At 61.1% G+C, this 18,817-nt stretch carries 9 protein-coding genes and 1 tRNA gene; 8 read left to right on the plus strand and 2 right to left on the minus strand.

Annotated features, from left to right (window positions below; translation table 11 throughout):
* On the minus strand, window positions 1-2,383 hold a 2,383-nt coding region (locus BV034_RS05510; RefSeq protein WP_265592660.1), incomplete at its 3' end, for a hypothetical protein.
* Between the two features lie 563 nt (window positions 2,384-2,946).
* On the opposite strand from BV034_RS05510, the gene BV034_RS05515 reads away from it, so the two are divergent.
* The 6 genes from BV034_RS05515 to BV034_RS05545 all read left to right on the plus strand — a co-directional run bounded on the left by BV034_RS05515 (window position 2,947) and on the right by BV034_RS05545 (window position 16,297).
* Window positions 2,947-6,939, plus strand: coding sequence for a polysaccharide deacetylase family protein (locus BV034_RS05515; protein WP_265592661.1), 3,993 nt, complete (start codon window positions 2,947-2,949; stop codon window positions 6,937-6,939).
* On the plus strand, window positions 6,936-9,863 hold the full coding sequence (locus tag BV034_RS05520) for a hypothetical protein (protein ID WP_265592662.1): 2,928 nt from the start codon (window positions 6,936-6,938) through the stop codon (window positions 9,861-9,863). Before BV034_RS05515 ends, BV034_RS05520 begins: the two co-directional genes overlap by 4 nt.
* A 26-nt stretch (window positions 9,864-9,889) precedes the next feature.
* A complete protein-coding gene (locus tag BV034_RS05525; protein WP_050024953.1) occupies window positions 9,890-12,580 on the plus strand; it encodes a hypothetical protein in 2,691 nt (896 codons plus the stop codon).
* Between the two features lie 25 nt (window positions 12,581-12,605).
* The gene (locus tag BV034_RS05530) at window positions 12,606-14,393 is read left to right on the plus strand and encodes a hypothetical protein (RefSeq protein WP_050024955.1); all 1,788 of its coding nucleotides are present in this window, start codon (window positions 12,606-12,608) and stop codon (window positions 14,391-14,393) included.
* Window positions 14,394-14,704: 311 nt separating this feature from the next.
* Complete coding sequence (locus BV034_RS05540; RefSeq protein WP_050024959.1) at window positions 14,705-15,433, plus strand: hypothetical protein; 729 nt, start codon at window positions 14,705-14,707, stop codon at window positions 15,431-15,433.
* Window positions 15,434-15,475: 42 nt separating this feature from the next.
* Complete coding sequence (locus BV034_RS05545; protein ID WP_050024960.1) at window positions 15,476-16,297, plus strand: hypothetical protein; 822 nt, start codon at window positions 15,476-15,478, stop codon at window positions 16,295-16,297.
* Window positions 16,298-16,379: 82 nt separating this feature from the next.
* On the opposite strand, the gene BV034_RS05550 is transcribed toward BV034_RS05545, so the two are convergent.
* A complete protein-coding gene (locus BV034_RS05550; RefSeq protein ID WP_265592663.1) occupies window positions 16,380-17,366 on the minus strand; it encodes a hypothetical protein in 987 nt (328 codons plus the stop codon).
* 350 nt (window positions 17,367-17,716) lie between these two features.
* On the opposite strand from BV034_RS05550, the gene BV034_RS05555 reads away from it, so the two are divergent.
* Complete coding sequence (locus BV034_RS05555) at window positions 17,717-18,619, plus strand: hypothetical protein (protein ID WP_050024964.1); 903 nt, start codon at window positions 17,717-17,719, stop codon at window positions 18,617-18,619.
* A 67-nt stretch (window positions 18,620-18,686) separates the two neighbouring features.
* Window positions 18,687-18,758 (plus strand) — tRNA-Thr (locus tag BV034_RS05560).
* Window positions 18,759-18,817 lie beyond the last annotated feature (59 nt).

Consider the following 18,817-nt stretch of genomic DNA (forward strand, 5'->3'; position numbering starts at 1 on the left):
CGGTGCCCAGAGCCAGGGCGCAGCCGAAGTGGAGCCAGCTGACGAAGGTCTCCCGCTGATGCTGGGTGGGGAAGGTGCGCCGCAGCCACGCGACGAGCGGGCGGTACGTGGAAGGGGGCGTGGAGCCAGGGGTGCTCCCCTGGGGTGGGTCTTCATCCTCATCCATCCACAAGGTGGGGAAGAAGACGCGCCAGAAGTGGAGGTGCAGGGGGGACTTGCCGCCGGTGCGCTGGCCCCTGGAGAGCCTCTCTGCCAGCCAGAACTGGAAGGGGACGAGCAGGAGCAGGGCGGCGATGAAGAGGGCCCAGGAACTGGAGGCGGTAAGCTGGGTCAGGGTGGCGTCATGGGTGGCCCTGTCCTCTCCACAGACGTCCATGTAGAGGGCCTGGAAGGCGAGCAGGAAGGCGGCACTGAGCAGGACGCGGCCAAGGCCCTCCCAGGACTCCAGCAGGAGGGTGTGCTTCCTCACGGTGCCGGAGAAGTAGGTGCTCTGCCCCTGGATCCAGCCTTTCTGCACGGCTTCCAGGAGAGTGAGCTGGTCTGGCAGCGGCTGTTGGAGAAACCACTGCCGGGTGCGCAGGTAGGGGAAGGTGAAGCTGCTGACGACGCCGCGGATCCAGCCGAGCTCCCCACGCAGACGCTGGATGTAGCGGCTGGCGACGGCGGAGTAGAGGCCGGAGATGGACCAGTAGGCCTGGACGCGCATGCCTTCGGCAATGATGCGGTAGTCGAACTGGCGGTCTTCCACCTGGGCAGGGGGGACTCTGGTCTGGTCCTCCTTCTCCAGCCCAAACTGAAAGAGGCGGGCGGGATTGTGCCCCCGGTGGAGCAGCCAGGCGACGGCTGAACTGCCGGTGGCGATGGCGAAGGCCAGCCCACGCAGGATGCCTGAGGCGGACTCGCTGAGGGAGAACTTGACCAGATTGGTGGTGGAGAGGACGAACAGAAAAAGGGAGGCGACGGTGATGCCGACTATGAAGAGGTGAAGGTGGTCCGCCCTCTTGCCCCAGCCGTTGCCGACGTCGGCGGTGAGATCCCGCAGCCGGGCAAAGGTGCCGAAGGGGGAGGTGGTGCAGCTCAAGGCGATCCCCACGGCGCGATCGTGGGTGGTGGCGTTCTTGCTGCCGGTGAAGAGCTTCCGCAGGGCCTCCTCCCGCTGCGCGGCGGTGGTGGGTACGGTGGGGAGAAGATGCTGATAGGCGTGCAGGTTCCTGACCATCGCCTGAAGGAGGCGGTGGCCGTTCTCCTGCCAGCGGGGGTGGTGCTCGGGCAGGTGCGTAGCGGAGGGGAGATCGTCAGGCTGCGCGTCGTAGGGCTGAAGGAGACGGAGCGGCCGGTGGGGGAGGGTGAGGCCGTTGGCGCCGGTCTTTGCCCGGTCGATGGGGACGTGAAGCACGGGGCCGGTGTCTGCCCAGGCGATGATGCTGGGGATGGGCAGGAGGCCATCGGTCAGGCCGCGGCGTTTGGCCAGGGTGATGACGGCCGCACCGGGGTTCTGGAGGGAGGTGAGGTCTGCCGGGGTGGCGGTGTCATGCGTCTCATCGTAGATGGCGAGCAGGACGTCGCTGTAGGCGGCGATGTATTCACCGGCGGCGCGGTAGCGGATGTTGCGCCGGGTGAACCTGACGGGGGTGGTGGTACCTGCGGTGAGGTCCACGGCGGGATCGCCGGTCGGATTGTAGTCAGGGTCTGCGGAGACGTCTGGGTGCAGGGGCACGCAGAAGAGATCCCGCTCCGGGCAGAAGCCGTCCTGGCTCTTGATCAGCTCCAGCAGATGCTGGAGGCGGCGCTTGGGGGCGTCTGCAACGCCCAGGGGATTCTGATCGGGGGTGCAGCGGGAGAAGGAGCTGGCCTCGGCATAGATCTCCTCCGGAAAGGGCAGGGGGGCGCGCACGGTGATGCGGGCTTCCGGGTGCCACTTCTTGTAGGCGAAGACGGCTTCCACCACGAGGGTGTCCACCCCCGGTGCCAGGGAGCTGAGCACGACGATGGGGGTGGTGCCCAGGCCGAGGGGCTGCCAGATGGCGTGGTAGGCCTCTGCGGTGTTCCCCTGGGCGTTCTCAAACTGGAGGAAGCGGCGGGAATGAGGATCCAACCGGCCGGTGAAGAGCAGCGGGGTGGGGGTGTGGAGCAGCCAGTCCAGCGTGGCAAACACGGCGTCCCGCACGGCCTGGATGGCTGGCAGAGGGGATGGGCCGGGGTGGGGGCTGCCTGGAGAGTACGTGGGAGGCCAGTGGACGTAGCCCGCGGGATCGTTGTTTCCTGTGACGCCGAGGATGAAAGCGGGAGTCAGAACTGCTTCATTAACAATGGCATGGGGGAAATTTGATGCCGTCGATTGCCGTGTGCCGGCAGCAACAGCAGTTGCAGTGGGGCTTGACATGGAGAGGTGTTTTTCCACGCACGACATGTGCCATGCGATCTTTCTTTTAGACTACTACTACGTTGAGTCATTGTATGTCCATCTGGCAATATGCTGTTGGGTGAATATTTTGATATATTTGCCGGAGATTGCTCATGCGGTCCCCGTTGGGACGGTTGGGATAGTCCGATGGACGATATCTCATCCCTTGAGTGCTGGCTGTTTCGGAGGGGATCGAGCATCGTTCATCCCAATACGAAGCGGGATGCCCGCAGAGGGGGCGAAGGCGCTGCCTGCCTCATTCTTAAAGGCTTGCGCGTGCCTGGCCTGTGCACTTTCAACCATCACTGTGCCTGGGCGGGCCGGTTCACGGGCCGGTGTGGTATCGAACCGAAGCAGTAGTCCGACTTATGCCATGGCGGGTGAAGGCGGAGGGGGCGGTGACAACAAAGTAGTATGTAAATATGTTGATATGTTGATAAGTCCGCTGGTGAATCGAAGACGGCTTGGTTTGTCAGCAACTTGATGGAGAAATGGACTTGACAATGGTCTGGTGTAAAACTTGTTGGAGGGAGATGAGTGGCATGCTTTCGACCCTCTATTTCGCCCTGCCAGTGGTGGTTGTGGTTGTGCTCTCTATTGTCGCGATGGTGTTCAGGATGAGGAGCGGGCTGATAGTGTTGCTGTTGTCCGCGGCGGTGATGGTGACGGGGCTTTGTTTCGCCGGGATGTGGCAACGCGCGACGAACGACCATGCGCGCTGGGAGTGGAAGCTGACCGGCTTCCAAACCAGTGTGAGTGCGGTGCCCTGGGATGAAGGGAAGAACAGGAAGGGGGCGGGAGGCGAGAAGGCGGATCGCTTTGCGTTGCTGCCCTGGAGACTGCTGAACTCCGCATCCGGTGGGCTGGAGATCGGAGTTCAAGGCGGTGATGGAAGACTTCTGGCGCGCCGTGCGGTGGTCGATCCTGGTGAAGGGGTGCTGTTTGTGGACTTCTCGAAGGCGGAGGTACCAGGAAATGACGGTGAGGTGCGGTTTCCGGTGGAAAGAGGAGCGAAGGTGGTCCTGCGGTCCACCGGCGTCATTGATTGTGAACTGACCTATGACGACAACGAATACCGGTGGACGCGGAAGGTTCTGAACAACAAAGGATTGTCCCAGCTTTTGGACAGCGTGAGCGTGCCGGCTTTTCCCAAGGCGGTGCGATTGGGTGAGGATGCGGTGTTTTGGACCACGCGAAAGGGCACGCAGGTCTACGTCCTCCGTACGGGTGTGGGCGGTCTGGAGCTGGATGGAACGGTGAAGGAGCCGACTGCGGTATGGACGGCTCCTGAGCAGTCCTCCTCAATGCTGCGGGTGTGGACGACACGCGAACGCAATGGGGAGACTCGTCTGGTGAGCCTGGCAGAGTTCAGCGTGGGGATCAAAGATGGCGGGTTGAAGGGGAAGCTGACGGGAGGGGCGGCCTCCAAGCGGGAGCAGACGGTGCGCATCCCGGAGCAGTTCATGATGCAGGGAGGCCTGGAGCACTTTCTGGTGAGTGGCTGGGTCTATGATCATGAAGGGGAGCGGGTTCCGGAGTCAACGGCCGTGAGGGCTGGGGATGACCTCTGGAGCGGGATCTATGGGGAGGGTCAGGAGGGGTTGTTGGGGAACAAGGGGCAGGTCCGTATTCTGCCCAATGACCGGCCGAGGATGCAGGTGGCGGTGACGTTTGACGACGGTCCGCACCCCACGAACACGCCCAAGGTGCTGGAGGCGCTACGGCGGCATGGGGCGGTGGCGACGTTTTTCATCCTGGACAGCCGGAAGAGTTTTGCCAGCCCGGCAGATTACGCGAAGATGGTGCGGCGCATCGTGGCAGAGGGGCACGAGCTGGGCAATCACACGCGGACTCACAGCGTCGGCAACTGGACGGATGTGGAGGTGAACGAGTTGCAACGGATCCTGGTGGAGGATTGCAAGGTGCCGCGGCCCAGCTTGTTTCGTAACCCGGGTGGAGCGATGCCAATGCGACATGGGCATGGGGCAAGGCTTTTCGACAGACTGGGGCTCCCGGCGATCTTTTGGACGGTGGATTCTGGGGATTCCACCAAGGGGATCGACCAAAGCGTGACGGCGTTGACGGAGCGGGTGCTCAATGGGACAGACGGGACCTCGGGACGGCTGCAGGATGGCGCGATCATCCTGCTGCATGACATTCAAAATCATACGGTGGCCGCAGTGGATGCCATCCTCACGGGGTTGAGAAACCGGAATGTGGAGTTTTTCACCGTGTCTGAGCTGCGGAGGTTGCAGCTCGGGTCGCAGCTGGCAGGGCTGAGGGTGGCGGAGCTGCCCAGAGCGGGCACAGAGCGTTATGCTTCATACCTGACACTGGGTGGATTGCCTGCGAGATATGAGCATCCTGAGCAGCCATGGCGGTTGATGATGGGGGCTCCTGAGGGCGGGCGGCGTGTGAGATTGGAAGGCGGGGCGGATTTTGCCATGGACTTGCCGGGGCAGGTGGATCTGACGCCCGCTGGTGAGATGAAGGATGGAGAGCGGATGCTGCTGGAGGTGGGGCGGTATGGAGCGGATAACAGGGGGGCTGCCACGATATTGGGGGCCGGAATACTGCTGGGCCTGCTGTTGTGGAGTACTCCTGACCGGGTGTGGCCCCATGGGGGCGTCTTGCTGGCTTTGCTATCCGTTCTGGCGCTGACGCGGGTGCTTCTGGGATGGAGTGCGGACTGGGTGTTCCCGAGCGATGAGGCGGTGCACGTGCGCTCAAGCTGGGCCATTGGCGTGCCGGTGCTCTTCTGGGTGGTGGTCTGGGCGCGTGGTTTTGTATCCTGGCTGCTGAAGCCTCTCAACTGGCAGGGGCTGTATCTGCGGGTGAAGCAGGGAGGACCGCATGGGCCGGAGGTTCGGGAGTCGGCGGTGCTCACGGTGGTGATGGTGCTGGCGGCGGTGCTCACGTTGGGGGCTGCGGTCATGGGAGGGTGGACGGGGGCCTGGGGGGTGGAGCACGATTGGAAGATCCAGGCTGCGGTGGGCGTCGCCGGTGGGGGGGTGGGATTCCTGGGGGGCTATTTGCCAGGCAGGCTGTTGAAGTGGATCAAGCAGGAGGCCGTTCTGGGGGCTCTGTTGCTTGTGATTCTTGGTCTGGGGCTGCTGGTGTGGAAACTGGGTGATGGATGGGGTGGGCTGGTGAAGACCGGCGGCTGGGCGGCCCTGGGCGGGCTTGCTCTATATTGCACGAAGGCTGCCTTTGGCGGGGCCCGGGCAGGCGGGGCCTGGGCGGACGGAGCCCGGGCTGGCGGGGTGATCTTCATCACGGGGATTCTGGTGCTGTTGGTGTTGGGCCCCGGGGTTCTACCGGGCGGGGAACGAATCGCCCTCGGCGTCGGCAACATTCAGAAGTCGGCGATCTATTTCCTCGCCCTGCCTCTGCTGGCGGGCTGGCTGGTGGCGGGATTTGGCCGGAGGTGGCAGCTGAAGCAGCAGTATGAGGAGCAGTCCTGGATGGTGTGGCGCTGGGTCATCCTTGTCTTCGGCGCGGTTGCCGGTCTGCACGCCGCGATATACGGCCTGGTGGTAAAGGATCTCGGTGCGGTGCTGATCCTGGCGCCTGTGGGGTTGGTGCTGCTGAGTTACGTCGCGGGACGGGTGCCCGGATGGCTGGCGAGACTGGTGTTCTGGCTGTTGCTGCCGTTGACGGTCGGATGGTTCGGCATGCTGGGGTACAACTGCCTGGAGCGGGCATTCCGTGAGGATCTGGACGGGGTGGTGGAAAGCGCTGTCAGACTGAACTACTGGATGATTCTGGCCGCTTTGGCGTTGGGCGTGCTGGCCTTAGCCCCAAGGGTGATTGTCTTGTGGAAGGGGTGGGGCGTGGTGCTGGCGGTTTTGGCCATGGTGTTGATCCCCTATGTCTCCAGCTTGATGGCGGAGGGGCCGTTGAGATCTGATCACCTGCTGCCGGCGACGGCGTGGGCCGCAGAGAATGGCCGGGGGGCGGAGGAGGCTGATGGTGAGCTGCGGAAAGACGAGCTGGGGTGGCGCAAAAAATTCCTGCGGCTGCGGTCGCATGACCGGGAGTTCGTGGCGAGCCAGCCGGACGTGAAGGCGGTGGAGATCTTCCAGGAACTGGAGATGGTGGAGATCTACGGGAGGTCTGGCTGGGGGGGAGATGGGTTGTTGAGCGTGCCGATCCGGCAGGGGGCGCGGGCGAATCTGCTGTGTGATTACGCGCCATCTGTGTTTTTGAAGTCGCAGCTGGGCATCCAGGGCACGCTGGCGGTGGTGGCGCTGTACGCGATGTTTCCGCTGGTGGCCTGTTTGTACTGGCGTCCTGAGGGGGGAAGCTCGGTGTTGGTGGTGATGTCTGAGGTGGCGGGCAAGGCTGCCGCGTGGGCGATGGGACTGCTCTCGCTCTACATGATTGCCAGCAACTTCGGTCTCCTGCCCCTGACGGGCAAGAACATGATCATGCTGGGATTGAACAGCTATTCTGACCTGCTGGAGGCGGGTGGGCTGGCCGTGCTGATGGGATGGTGGGGCCAGGGACTGAACTCAAATGGGGGTGACTCATGAGGTGGACGAGGAAACTACGCGAGGTGGTCAGGCCGGTCAGGAGAGGGCTGGAGGCCTGGGCGCGAAGCTCGACGTCCTTCCGGCTGGATGGGGTGCGTGGCGATGGCTGGATCACCCGGACGGTGACGATCTGCCTGGCCCTGACGGGAGCGCTGGCGGTGGGCTGGGTGGTTTACAAGGCGGACAACCTGGAAAGACCGACCCATATCGATCACGACTTCTATGCCCAGACGGTGGAGCAGATGCTGAAGGACGGAGTTTTGACGTCCGACCTGAAACCGTGGTTGGAGATCAGCAAGAAGGCGCAGCAGGAAATCGCTGCGGGCTTTCCCGGCTTCTCCGAATGGCTCACCCGGCAGAAGCCCGAGATGCTGCGCAAACCCAAGGATTACCAGCGTCTGAGCTATCTGATGGAAGAGCATGAGGACAGCTTGGTGGAGGCTGTGGAAAGGTTGCGCAGCAGCAGCCGGTTGAGCGGTTTTGTGCGGCACAGTCCGCTGCTGCAGGAGCTGGAGAAAATGCACCGCAGCTATCTGACCTGGCATGTCGCCCGGAGTACTGCCGGGATCGGGGTCAAAAGAGCTGCGGCAGAGGCGACGGATGCGGTGGAAGGGGATGAGGCGGATGGATGGCGTGAGGGTGTGCTGAAGAGTCAAACCACGTTTGAACTGAATGGTTCGCGCTATGTGGCCAGGCGGGGAGTGCACCGGCAGGAGACTGCGTACCACCAGAAGTTTTCCTGGAGAGGGGAGCTGATGTTCCTGGACCAGTTCAAGCGCCTGGAGGAGCAGCGCCGCCAGGGCAAGGATCCGGTGCTGACGCTGGGCTCGCAGGTCCGGATCGGGTACGTGGGGAAGCACGAGTCTTTCTGCCAGACGGTGATGCCGCAGAGCAGCAAGCCTGCTGTGGTGACGGCGCTGAACCGCAGTCTTGAGGATGGGCGGTTCGATCTTCAGGCGCGTACAGCCGTGCCGGTCATCATGTTGCGGGAGAATGGCAGGGATGTGTGCCACCTCTACGTCCTGAAGACGGGCTCGGGTCAGGAGCTGCGCCTGATCAATCTGGCGAATACTAATAACGTGCGTCTCGATCCGGGAACGGATTGGGAGAGGATTGCAGGAACCAACCCCTTGGAGTACCGGTTGAGGGAGGGCCCGAGGGGGACGATTCACTACCGGCAGGGGGGGCGTAACTCAGACCGGGAGAGGTTGATGGTCACGCTGTTGGACGCCGGGCAGGCCGCGGCCACCCCCTATGTGGCGCCAGGCGGCCGTCGCGAGGAGGATGATCTGATCGGGTTCTTCCACTACCACAACGGTGGGCCGCAGCGGAGGGGGCGTGGGGTGGAGGACAGGATGCCTGGAGCGGAGTATGTGGCCAAGCTGGATGAGGCGATCGACTCTGCCATGGGCTCGATCGCGGAGGAGCACAGCCTCCGGGACAAGTCCTACATGTGCACGCTGGACCGTACATTGCAGGTGCAGATGCAGACGTCGGTGACTCGGCGGCAGGGAGAGCATCGGGGGACGGTGGAGCGGGAGTACGGGGTGACGATCATGAACGAGCATGGTGAGCTGCTGGCTCTGGGATCTGCCGTGCGCGGGATGAAAGCGGGGCTGAATCCCAAGAGTGACCGGGCCATGAATGTAAATTTCCGGCATCATCCGGTGGGCAGTGCGGCGAAGCCGATGTTTGCCGCGGCTGCGGCAGCCGTGGCACCAAGCTTGCTGAATCTGGAGATCGATGGAAAGGGAGCCGAGGACTTGGGAAATAACAGTCGCTCGACGAGTGACGACCGCCTTCGCCTCTCCGCAGTGGGGCGGCAGGTGCGGTGGCTCAAGCCGTTCCACGACTGGACCTATGGCACGGCGGACCAGACGGCACTGGCCTTTGCCAAGTCCTCGAACCTCTGGTTCATCAACCAGGCGCTGCTGGCGGTGGCGCTGACGGGAGACAAGGGGCAGCAGATGACGGCGTGGCAGTTGCGCCCCGGCGGAGGGCAGGGCTTCCGCCTGAACGGAGAGCCCTTTGGGCCGGTGGAAGTGCCGTTGATGGAGGGCAGGGATGAGGTGGCCAAGTTCCCCAAGGGCATCTCAGACACTGGCTTTGCCACGCATCTGGCGGCGCTCTTTGGCACGCCTCTGGCTCCGCCGGCGGAGGGGGATTTCAGTGTCTATGATGCGGAGAGGACTTATGCGGAGCTTTGCAGGGAGCTTCCCGCCGCAGTGCAATGGTTGGGGCGGCACCGGTGTGCCCCTCAGTACAGCCAGCAGTACCTGGTGTCATCGGACATCGATCTTCGGAACGACTTTGTCAGCATGATCGTGGGCGGGGGCAGATTGGGGGAGTGGACGAATGTGGCGCTGGCGCAGAACTTTGCCCGGTTGGTGACGGGACGGCAGGTGCAGGCCACCTTGTTGCGGGCCCGGCCGGAGGCGGGAAGTCCGCTCCAGATGCCGGCACGGGCCGCCCCGCTGGCCCTGCCGGAGCTGACGGTGGCAAGGATGCGCGACCTGTTGCGCAAGCCCATCACGGGAACGGAGTCGGTTGCGGGCACGGCGTCCGTGGTGGGAACGGCGATGCAGAAGTACCCGAACCTTGAGGCGTTTGGCAAGACGGGCACCTATCTGCTGCGAGACTACGACACGGGGCACTACCGGATGTTTGTGTGTTACCTGAAACCCAAGGCGGGGGCCTGGGATGGCCCGGGGCTGTCTCTGGTGGTCTCCGTCAATGGCGATGAGACGGTGAGCCACGGCGATGGCGAGGCGCTGGAACTCTTCGTCAAAGATGTGCTGCCGGTCGCGGCCACCTGGCTGGGATACTATGTGCAGATGCAGACGGCCGGCGCGGTGCCGCCTGCGGCGGGAACGGCGGAATCAGACGGGGCGAAACGGACGGGCAAGGAGAAACAAGGAAGATAGATTCTAAGAGCAACAACGGGGACGATATGAGCAAGATCAAGGAGCTGCTGGAAAAGATGGGCCTTACAAACGATGAGGCAGGGGGTGGGGCGGGAGCCCGATACCCTCTGTCCGGAGGCGCGTCACATCTCGATCCGGCGAAGTGGTCGGCAAACTTTGAGGAAAGTTCCAGGAAGATCGAGGAGGTCCTGACCGGCTGGGATATCCTGCCGAACGGACATGACAACGACAGCAACCCTGAAGTTTACTCGTTTGGCGAGGCTTTCGCCGCGCTTTCAAAAAAGATCCAACCTCCGGGCTTCTTGATGAAACAGTTTGGGCGTGGGAAAGCGAACCGCGCCAAACCCACCACGAAGGACCTGGCAAAGGCCTTCGCCGAAGGTGTGGCAGCCCAGCCCAAGGTGGATCTGATGCTGCAGCGCATGCTGGAGTCTGACATGGAGCAGTATGACGTTTTCATCGTCATCCCGGTGGGGGCGGTTTTGACCCGGGACGCCAAGGACTTCTGGGTCAGCAACCAGGTGGGGCCTGCGTGCAAGGAGTTCACGAACGTGACGAGAGAAGCGATCCTGGAGAAGGCGGACCGTCTGGCCATCTCGATGGCCCGCAAACCTGGCAACTTGAAAGCCCTGCTGTCGGTGAAGATCCACGTCGAGGTGTGTTTCATAGATGCCTCGGGTGATCTGAAGAAGTCGGAGTATGTGCTGGTCACGAAGCGCCGCAGCGGTCCAGATGCGGTCATCTTCCGGTTAAAGGTAAGTACGGAAGCGCGCAGTGAACCCATCCTGTTTGCTGAGACCAGGGGGGTGATCGACCGGGCCTCAGATGCCAATGCCAGTCGCAAGCCGATCCGGCGGGCCGTCTATCCTGAGAACTACCAGTTCTACCTTTGCCACTATCCCGCCCGGCAGGTGAAGCTCAGCATCACGGATATCGCCGTGCCAGAGAGGGACGGCAGCAAAAACAACGGCGGCTGGCGCCCCCCAACGAAGTCGAAAAAGTTGTCCGTTTTTGAGATCCAGCATATTCCTGGACTGGGGCTGACGACCAACCAGCTGGCGGAGGAGATCCGGAGATTTACAGGGAGGAAACTCGAAGTGAACGCGACGGCCAACGATGTGCGCCGCATCTATCAGGACTGGATGAGCCAGGCTGATGCGGGCATCAAGGGCAACATCGCCTGGCTGGGAGCCGCTACTTATGATGATGCAAAAGGGTGGCAGATGGATGCACCCAAGGTGTCGGGTCAGCGCGAGTTCAACCGGCTGCGCATTGACAGCCTGAACTATTTTCCAGAGTTCGACACCGATGCTTTCCAGGATCAAGAAGGGGTGGACGTGCATCTGGAGGCTCTGCCTTCTCTGGTGGAGGCGGTAAAGGCGTCTGATCACGGACCCGACTTGTGGCGTGCGGCGACTCCTCCAGCCAAGGCTGGCCATGCTGCCGCCAAAGGCCTGTTCCGAATTGCGTTCGATACGAAGAAGGATCACTACATCCTGGAAACTTATGAGGGGGTCGCAGCGGACCTTCAGTTCAAGGTGGCAACGCGCATGGAGCTCAACCCCGCGGGTACGGATGACCCGTTGCAGTTGAAGGAGAAGCTGCTGGGGTTTGTCTCTGGGGAATTGCTGCGAGGAGATCAGAAAGACATCAAGCAAGGGATTCCGCTGGGCAACGGGGTCTTTTACCTCGCGGTCGGCTTTCCAGCCGTAGGGTATCTGTTGTTTGTGATCAGCACCGGGTCACGCACCACCTCCTCTGAGGCGTCCAGGGAGAACTCGCTTCCCGTGGAGTTGCAGCAGGCGCACCTGGTGAGCTTCTGTGAGAAGAAGGGGATTACCGGTCTGCGGAAGGCGTTTGCCGACCGGATCACGACCCAGGGGGAAATCTTTGTCGCAGAACCAAGCGATGCCCCGGGGCAGACACACTTCGTCAAAGTCTTCTGGGGGAATGACCTCAACGGCCGGAAAAAGGCCCTCCGTAACATCTGGCCGGTGCTGCAGGACAAGGGCCTGCTGCCGCCCGACATCAAGTGCCTGGCGATGAACGCGGAGTTCAGGGAGGTCTATCCAGAAGACAATAGCTCTGTCGTCTGGCTGGTGGTGTCGCCGAAATTCAAGACCCTGGAGGAGCGCCTGGAGGAACCGCTCACGGTGGTGGAGCGACTGGAGCTGGTGAATCAGCTGCGGCAATTCTACCGCCGGGCGCTGGCGGCCGGGCTGGCCTTTCCGGATTGTACTGCGGAAGACCTGGTGTTGTTTCCTGATGAATCCGGTCTGACGCTGATCGACTTCGGCTCCTACCTGCCGCAGGGGCAGTGGGATGACGACCCCCTGCCCCGCAAGGACGACTACCGGGACCCGGCTTTCGAGGCCTGGAAGAAGTGGCGAAGCAAAGACCTGCCACCATCGAGGGAGCTGCTGCTCAAACAGCATGCCTACAATCTGGGCCTTCTGCAGGCAAGGGTGCTTACTGGAGAGCTCTGCGATGTGGCGGACACCCCCCTGCAGACGGACTCGCAAATGAGGAAGGTGCAGGCGGACTACGAAACACGTCTGGCTGCCATCTCAGGAAAAATCGCAGAAACTTGGGCCGCGGACACGGAGGCGAGTGTGTGGCCTGCGCAGTTGATGCTGGTTCAAGGGGACACGGAGGCATTGCTGTCCTGGGATGTGCCTGGGCGCCCGTCTCCATTGGACTTGGAGGATATTGAGTGAAGAGTCTACAGGACTGAGGAGAACCATGAATCAACCTGAACTTTACGGATTTACCTGCTTTGAGCCGGGGTACTTTTTTGACAAGGCTGTCGCCGGGGGGAGGGATGATGCAGTTCTATGGGTCGATGAAAGAACTGGGAGGTTGGTTGGCTATGTGACCGATGCTCCTGAAGACGTTCCCACGGCGATTCTGGGCGTGATAAGAAACGCGTTTGTGACGGCGGCCCAGCGACTGATCCAGGGGCCTGGTGGAGGGGCCAAGGTTGCGGCGGACCTGATGACCTCCGTCAATCGCGATGTGGCCGCCTATGCCGGTGATCGTGGTGCCCGGGATAAGATGGTGGCATGTCTCACCTGTGTGTACCGGGACTATGACGGCCTCTATGTCGCCTGCCTGGGGGACACCTCAGCAGTGCTTCTTTATCAGGACGGGAGTGCGGCGCGCGTGACGGTCACTGAACTGAATGACAGGCATGGTGACCGGTTTATCGAAAGAAAGAATGAGCTTGTTGAATCTTACTGGGGGCGGCGGGTTGGGAGTCTGGAGATTGCCTATCCAGAGCAGGCGGTTTCCCGGTTTGCTGCCAATGCGAGAGCGATCTGCCTCTTCACGGACGGGATCGAGAAGCACTATCCGGACTTTGAACGCCTGCTGGTGCAGGTGAATGGTTTTGCCCAGCTGAACCAGGGGCTTTCCAGCAGCGGACGCATCCCAACCGATGCTCCGGACAAGCTTGAGGATGACATCTGCGTGTTATATCATGAACTGCCGCCTCTCAACAAGGAGGCAGGTCTGTTGGTCATCGCCCAGGGGCCTGGCGGGGCGAGAACGGGGAGGAAAGATGAGGCGATGGGGGATGCCTCCCAAAAACAGCCTGCTCCGGCCTCGCCACAACTCTCAAAAGAGACGGTTGAGGAGCTGAGAAAGAGCTTGCTCCAGGAAGGCCAGAGCCGGGGAAAGGTACTGGAGGGAAGGATCAAGGGGGTTGAAGAAAAGCTGCAACAACTCAGGCAGGATTCAGTAACCCACCTTGATAGAGTCTTTGATGAGTTGACGAAACTACAGATGCAACGGGCGGATTCGGCGCATGCAGGACGGATTGAACGACCGAGGCAAACCTCTGCCAGGAAAGGGAAATGGGTTCCGAATTGGCTGGCCCGAATGATCGGGTCGCCGAAGCTCGATAACTTGCAGGACTACATTGAGTCTTCTCCGGCTAGTCACCAAGAGCCTCCGTCAGGAGTGGATGCCGAGCGGCTGTTGAACCTGGAAGCCTCTGTCGAGACCCTCAGGGAGGGCCAGAAGCAGATCGTAGATGCTCTGGAAAAATTGCCGCAAAAGCAGAAGAGCGCCGTGGGGCCTGGCACCTTCGTCGCGATGGCACTGGGGGGAGTTCTGCTTTTCTATGGTCCGTTGATATTGGTTTACTCTGACATGACCTCGAAGTCGGAGGAAGCTGCGGAAAAACAAAGTCGCCTGGAAAGGGAGATTTTGGCTGTCAGACAGAATCTGCAGGGTGCCAGAGAGGGCAAGCAGCCGGACAAAACGGGAGCGACCGACAAAGGGGCCGCGTCTGGATCGTCGGAGCCCGATGATGCGGGCATCTCAGGCCCGCCTGATGTCACCAAAGCGGCGGCTGGTGCCGCGGATAAAAAGGAACCAAAGGCTGGAACGCCGGGGGGGCAACCTACTCTGGCGATGCCAAACCAGAAGTGGGAAGGCCTCTGCCAGTGGCGGAAGTGCCCAGAGCTGAAATGGACGCGCTTAACAAGAAACGGGAGGAGCTCAGAACTGAACTCGGAAAGGAAATGAAGAAGCTGAGGGACGAGTGGACGGCAGCGCAAAAACTCCATTCAGAGTCGATGAGCAAGCTCAATCAGGAGGTGGACGCGCTGAAGAAAGAGGCTGAAAAGGCCAAAGTGGGGGCGGCAAAAAACAGTCCGGCAAAAGAGCAACAGAATGCCTCAGGAGGCGGATCAAGAAGGAGAACCGGGCAATAACACCCTTCACGTTATTGCGGAGAGTTGTGCTGAGGAGATGCAAAGACCCAGCGAAATCATGACCGATCTGACAAAACTATGAGGCAGATACTGCTTTGGCTTTCTTTCTCTTCACTCCTGGTGATGGGCTACTATTCAGTCTGGCCGGTGATCCGATATGGAGATCTGTCCAGGCATACGGTGCCATTCGGATGGGATTTTGCGACGCTCGCAGCCTGTCACGTGGTGGTGGTGTTTTTGTTGGCCCTGGTGGCGAGCTTCGGCCAGGGCAAATGGCGCGTGGCCCCACAGGCGGGGGCTGAGCTGGTGAAGCTGACTGGCTACCTCTATACCCTGGCCGGCATGGTGGTGCTGCTGTACGGGAATGCCGGAGGGAGCGCGCAGGCGGCATCCAACGAGTCATCGCAGCAAATTTTGAAGCGAATGCTGCCCATGCTGGGCAGTGGGCTGTTTAGCAGCCTGCTGGGCTGGTTTCTGGCGGGGTTTCTGGATGTGTGGGCGCTCAACCGCCTGCTTCTCCAGCCAAAGACGCCTGGTCCAGCCGTGGTGGCAAACCTGCCGGAGCCCAGCGCCAATGCTATTGTCGAAGGAGTGTCGGTGACCATGCTGGAGGCGATCCGGGAGAACATGGGACACTTTCACCAGACGGTGCAGCAGGCGGCGGACACGGTGACCCTGGCTTCTGTGGGTGTTGACAACGCGAACCTCTTCGTGGGCAAGGCGGCGGAACTGATGGCCGGTGTGCAGACGCTGTTGCTGACGGACGTTGCCCGCAGGGAGCAGTTGGAGGGTGAGCTGGCCGCCATCAAGGTGAACCTGGAAATCCTGACCGCGGAACTGCGGGACAGATGATGTGTGACGGCCACCCAGGGCCTCTCTTCCCCTAGCCATACCATGACGCATCGAGGAATCACTCCGCAGCAAGAACTGTTCATGGCCATCCTGCTGATTGGTATTGCGATGGCCGTGATCAGCAAGAACCCGGAACCGGAGCCTCCTCCTCCTCCTCCGCCTCCTCCTCCGCCTCCTCCTCCTCCAGTACCCGACCTGGTGGTTGAACCTGTGGCTCCGCCGGAGAAACTCCCGCAGATACGGCCCATCTCGGGTGAGGGGGCGTTTTTCGGGGAGCTGTCCTTTGATATTCCGGCTGACTCAGATCTGGCGCAGCGGCTGCTGGGCGTGGCGCGGGAGATTGAGGAGAAGGGGCGGGCTGGTGGGTTTGACGGGGTGGAGGTGGTGGGCCATGCGGACACGACGCCGTTGAACTTTTCGACCTTCGATTCCAAGGCTGATCTGGATACGTTGATGGCTGGCTGGCTGCGGGGGGATGAGACGGTGTCATTGCAACCTGAGCAGGGCAGTCCGCTGATCTTCGTGCCAGTGCCCTCCGCAACCGATTGGGCCAGAAGAAAAATGATCCCCAGCAACGTGGATCTGGCGATGCTGCGTGCTCTGGCGGTGGTGAAGTTTTTGCAGAAGAACCGCGGAGGCTCAGACTGGCCTTCGCTGGACTTCATCAGGGTGTTCCTGCCCTTGTCGGCAGGGGCTTTCATCTCCCCTGATTCCAGGCTGGATCAGGGGCTGATGAAGCAGGAGAAGGAGGTTGCCCGCAAACGCCGGCGCATTGAGTTCCATCTGTTCAAAACAGCGGACCGTCTTTCAGGACAGGCGGAGGAGCTCTTTCCTCCTCCGCCGGTGGCTCTGCCGGTTGAGTGAGGCGCGCAGTGGCAGGCAAGGCAAGGGATGGCATGGCCGCCCACGAAGATGATGCGCGGTATCGGTATCCCTCTTTCCGGGTCTAGGGGAGACGGGGTACAGTGTTTCGGCTGAACCAGGATTTCAGGCGTTCGACTTCGTCCTGCCACTTTCTTTGCTCAGGAGAGGGAGGCATCTGGGCAACGAAGTCCAGCAAGACGTAAGCGGCCCAGGGGCTGGGGGCAACTTGCTGCTTTTCCAGACTGCCTCCGTAATCGGGAGCATTCCAGAGGCGGTGGAAGGCATCCCGATCTTCAAGGGTGACAGGACGGTGGGCTGTGTCGGGAGGCGGTGGCGACGATCGCTTGGGGCGGCCTGTGGGGGCCTTTTGTTTGTTGATGATTTTCTCGCCGAGTTCCTGCCAGCACCGCAGCTCCAGGCTATAGGCGGAGATGGAGTCGAGGTTCTCCTTCTCCACCCAGGCCCAGCGCTGTTGAATGAGGGGGACCCAGGCTGCGGCATTGAGGTGTGTCTTGAGGCTGGAGCTCAGTTTCTCGATGTTGCCCAGGATGAAGCACGCCCGGACGAGGCGGGCCTGGTAGTGGTCAATAGAGGTGGGGCACCTCATTCGAAGCACGGCGTGAACGACCTCTATGTCGATGCCATGCTTGACCGCGCCTGCGCAGGCCATTTCCTCGAACTGAACCCCCTGGCGCCATCTGGCGAGCCGGTGGGGCCGGGCCCTGTTCATCTCATCGTAGGTGAAGCCTTCTCTCTTGCTCCACTCCGCCACGGCGGCGGCAGGGCCGTGGAGGCGGGCGGACTCCAGGACGTCGGCAGGTGCCAGGCTGCAGCCCACGCGGTCGAGCAGGAAACGGACGTAGCCATCACAAACCTCTTCAAGGTCGGCAAACCGGGATGGGGTGGAGGTGGAAGGAAGGAGCGGGGAATAGGGGTGTGACAGGGCCTGGTGGCGGTAGATGGTCAGGCGCCGTGAGTCATACTGCTGCCTGAGGGCTTGTATCTGGCGCGGAATGACGGTGCCAATACGCCTGCCCTGGCGGAGCCACGGCCGAACTTGGTGCCTCATGCGTGAGACCCACCTGCGCCACGGATTGAAGAAGCCCATGCGAGACGGTGCTACAGGTGGCGGGGTTTTTCAAGGGGCTTGCCTGTGCCGTATGCATGAAATTTCGTCAAAAAGGTGGAAAAATTTTACCATTCCCGCGCGAACCAATTCTGCAAGACTGTCAGTGCGTCATTACGATTTTTACCTGCTCGAATCCTCAATTGAATTAACAAACTTAACCGGACCGTCGACAGCCTATGACCCCGCGCAATCCCATTTTTGGACTGGATGCCACCATTTGTGACGACTTAAGCCTATCAGGGCTCCCTTGGGGATCTTTGTATGCCGAGAGACTCGATCAAAGTGCTGAGATGAGCATCCTTCTCGGTATTCCTGACCGTGATCACCGCAACTTTGAGCAGGTGTGTAAATCCAAGATCGAAGAGCGTCTTATCGATTCGTCGTCTCTGACCAAGGTGGCCATGAAAGGCCTGCGCGGGATAACGAAAAATCCGATTCCCATTCGCAGTGAGCAGTTTAAGGATGGTGACCAAAAGCTCCGTGAAACAGCGGCGAGCGCTTCGCCTTTTCGCATCACTCGTCGCCTGGCCGAGGCCGTGAGTGCGGGAGGATTTGTAACGGAAAGACAACTGGCCGCCATCCTACAGATCGGGGTTGATCATGCGGGGGCGATCATCAGGGCCCTCTGCAAGCATGGCAGTCTGAGGAAGCGGGGCAGATTGCCCAATGGAGACACCAAGTATGAATACACAGGAAAAGGGTTCCAGCTCCCGCCCTCTGACAGCGTCTTGCGGGAGCTGGTCTTCCGTATTGGAAATCAAATTGTGAATGCCACTCCCCGCAACAGCGGGTTCTTTGTGGAGGCGGCATTCGACCAGAATGAACGCGTTGATTTTTGCAACTACCTGAGAAGGAGCACCGCCCTCAGCCTGCAGCCTGTTCACGAGGGAATGTCTGAACACAACTATGGCTGTCTGGCACTTGTGGCACCCTGGGAGCAGGGGGATCCGGCAGAGCTCGCTGTCAGCAATGCGATGAGGAACTATCAGTCTCCAGGATGTGCTGTGATGAGGCTGGCGCTGGCTTCAGTGAGCGAAGAGGGGTGGGACCGGGCGACGAACGATCTCATCCCTTCCATGCGCCACGCCCTTGTGGAGCAGGCCGCCGCATCGTGCTCCAAGAAAAAAACCAGCCGCAACCGCTATTTGATCGCGCTGTTGCACGCTCCCGTTTTGCTCCAGAAAGCATCCTAATTCCAACGCAACGAGTCATCAGGAATCTTTGAAGTCATCCAAACCGGCGCTCCACGGACCGTGGTGTGCTTGTGCAGCTCAGTGGTAGAGCACGTCCTTGGTAAGGACGAGGAAGCGGGTTCGAGCCCCGCCATAAGTCCATCTGTCTGCGGAGTCAGCAACTGCCCGAAGTCTAACGCCTACCTACCTCCCTATCCA

The sequence above is a fragment of the Verrucomicrobium sp. BvORR034 genome (genome assembly GCF_000739635.1).
Classification (GTDB): domain Bacteria; phylum Verrucomicrobiota; class Verrucomicrobiia; order Verrucomicrobiales; family Verrucomicrobiaceae; genus Verrucomicrobium.

Excerpts from the sequence above, each read along its gene's own strand:
- BV034_RS05545 (WP_050024960.1), top strand. The coding sequence starts at position 15,476 with ATGACGCATCGAGGAATCACTCCGCAGCAAGAACTGTTCATGGCCATC.
- BV034_RS05540 (WP_050024959.1), top strand. The coding sequence starts at position 14,705 with ATGGGCTACTATTCAGTCTGGCCGGTGATCCGATATGGAGATCTGTCC.
- BV034_RS05525 (WP_050024953.1), top strand. The coding sequence starts at position 9,890 with ATGAGCAAGATCAAGGAGCTGCTGGAAAAGATGGGCCTTACAAACGAT.
- BV034_RS05555 (WP_050024964.1), top strand. The coding sequence starts at position 17,717 with ATGAGCATCCTTCTCGGTATTCCTGACCGTGATCACCGCAACTTTGAG.
- BV034_RS05520 (WP_265592662.1), top strand. The coding sequence starts at position 6,936 with ATGAGGTGGACGAGGAAACTACGCGAGGTGGTCAGGCCGGTCAGGAGA.
- BV034_RS05530 (WP_050024955.1), top strand. The coding sequence starts at position 12,606 with ATGAATCAACCTGAACTTTACGGATTTACCTGCTTTGAGCCGGGGTAC.
- BV034_RS05515 (WP_265592661.1), top strand. The coding sequence starts at position 2,947 with ATGCTTTCGACCCTCTATTTCGCCCTGCCAGTGGTGGTTGTGGTTGTG.
- BV034_RS05550 (WP_265592663.1), bottom strand. The coding sequence starts at position 17,366 with ATGAGGCACCAAGTTCGGCCGTGGCTCCGCCAGGGCAGGCGTATTGGC.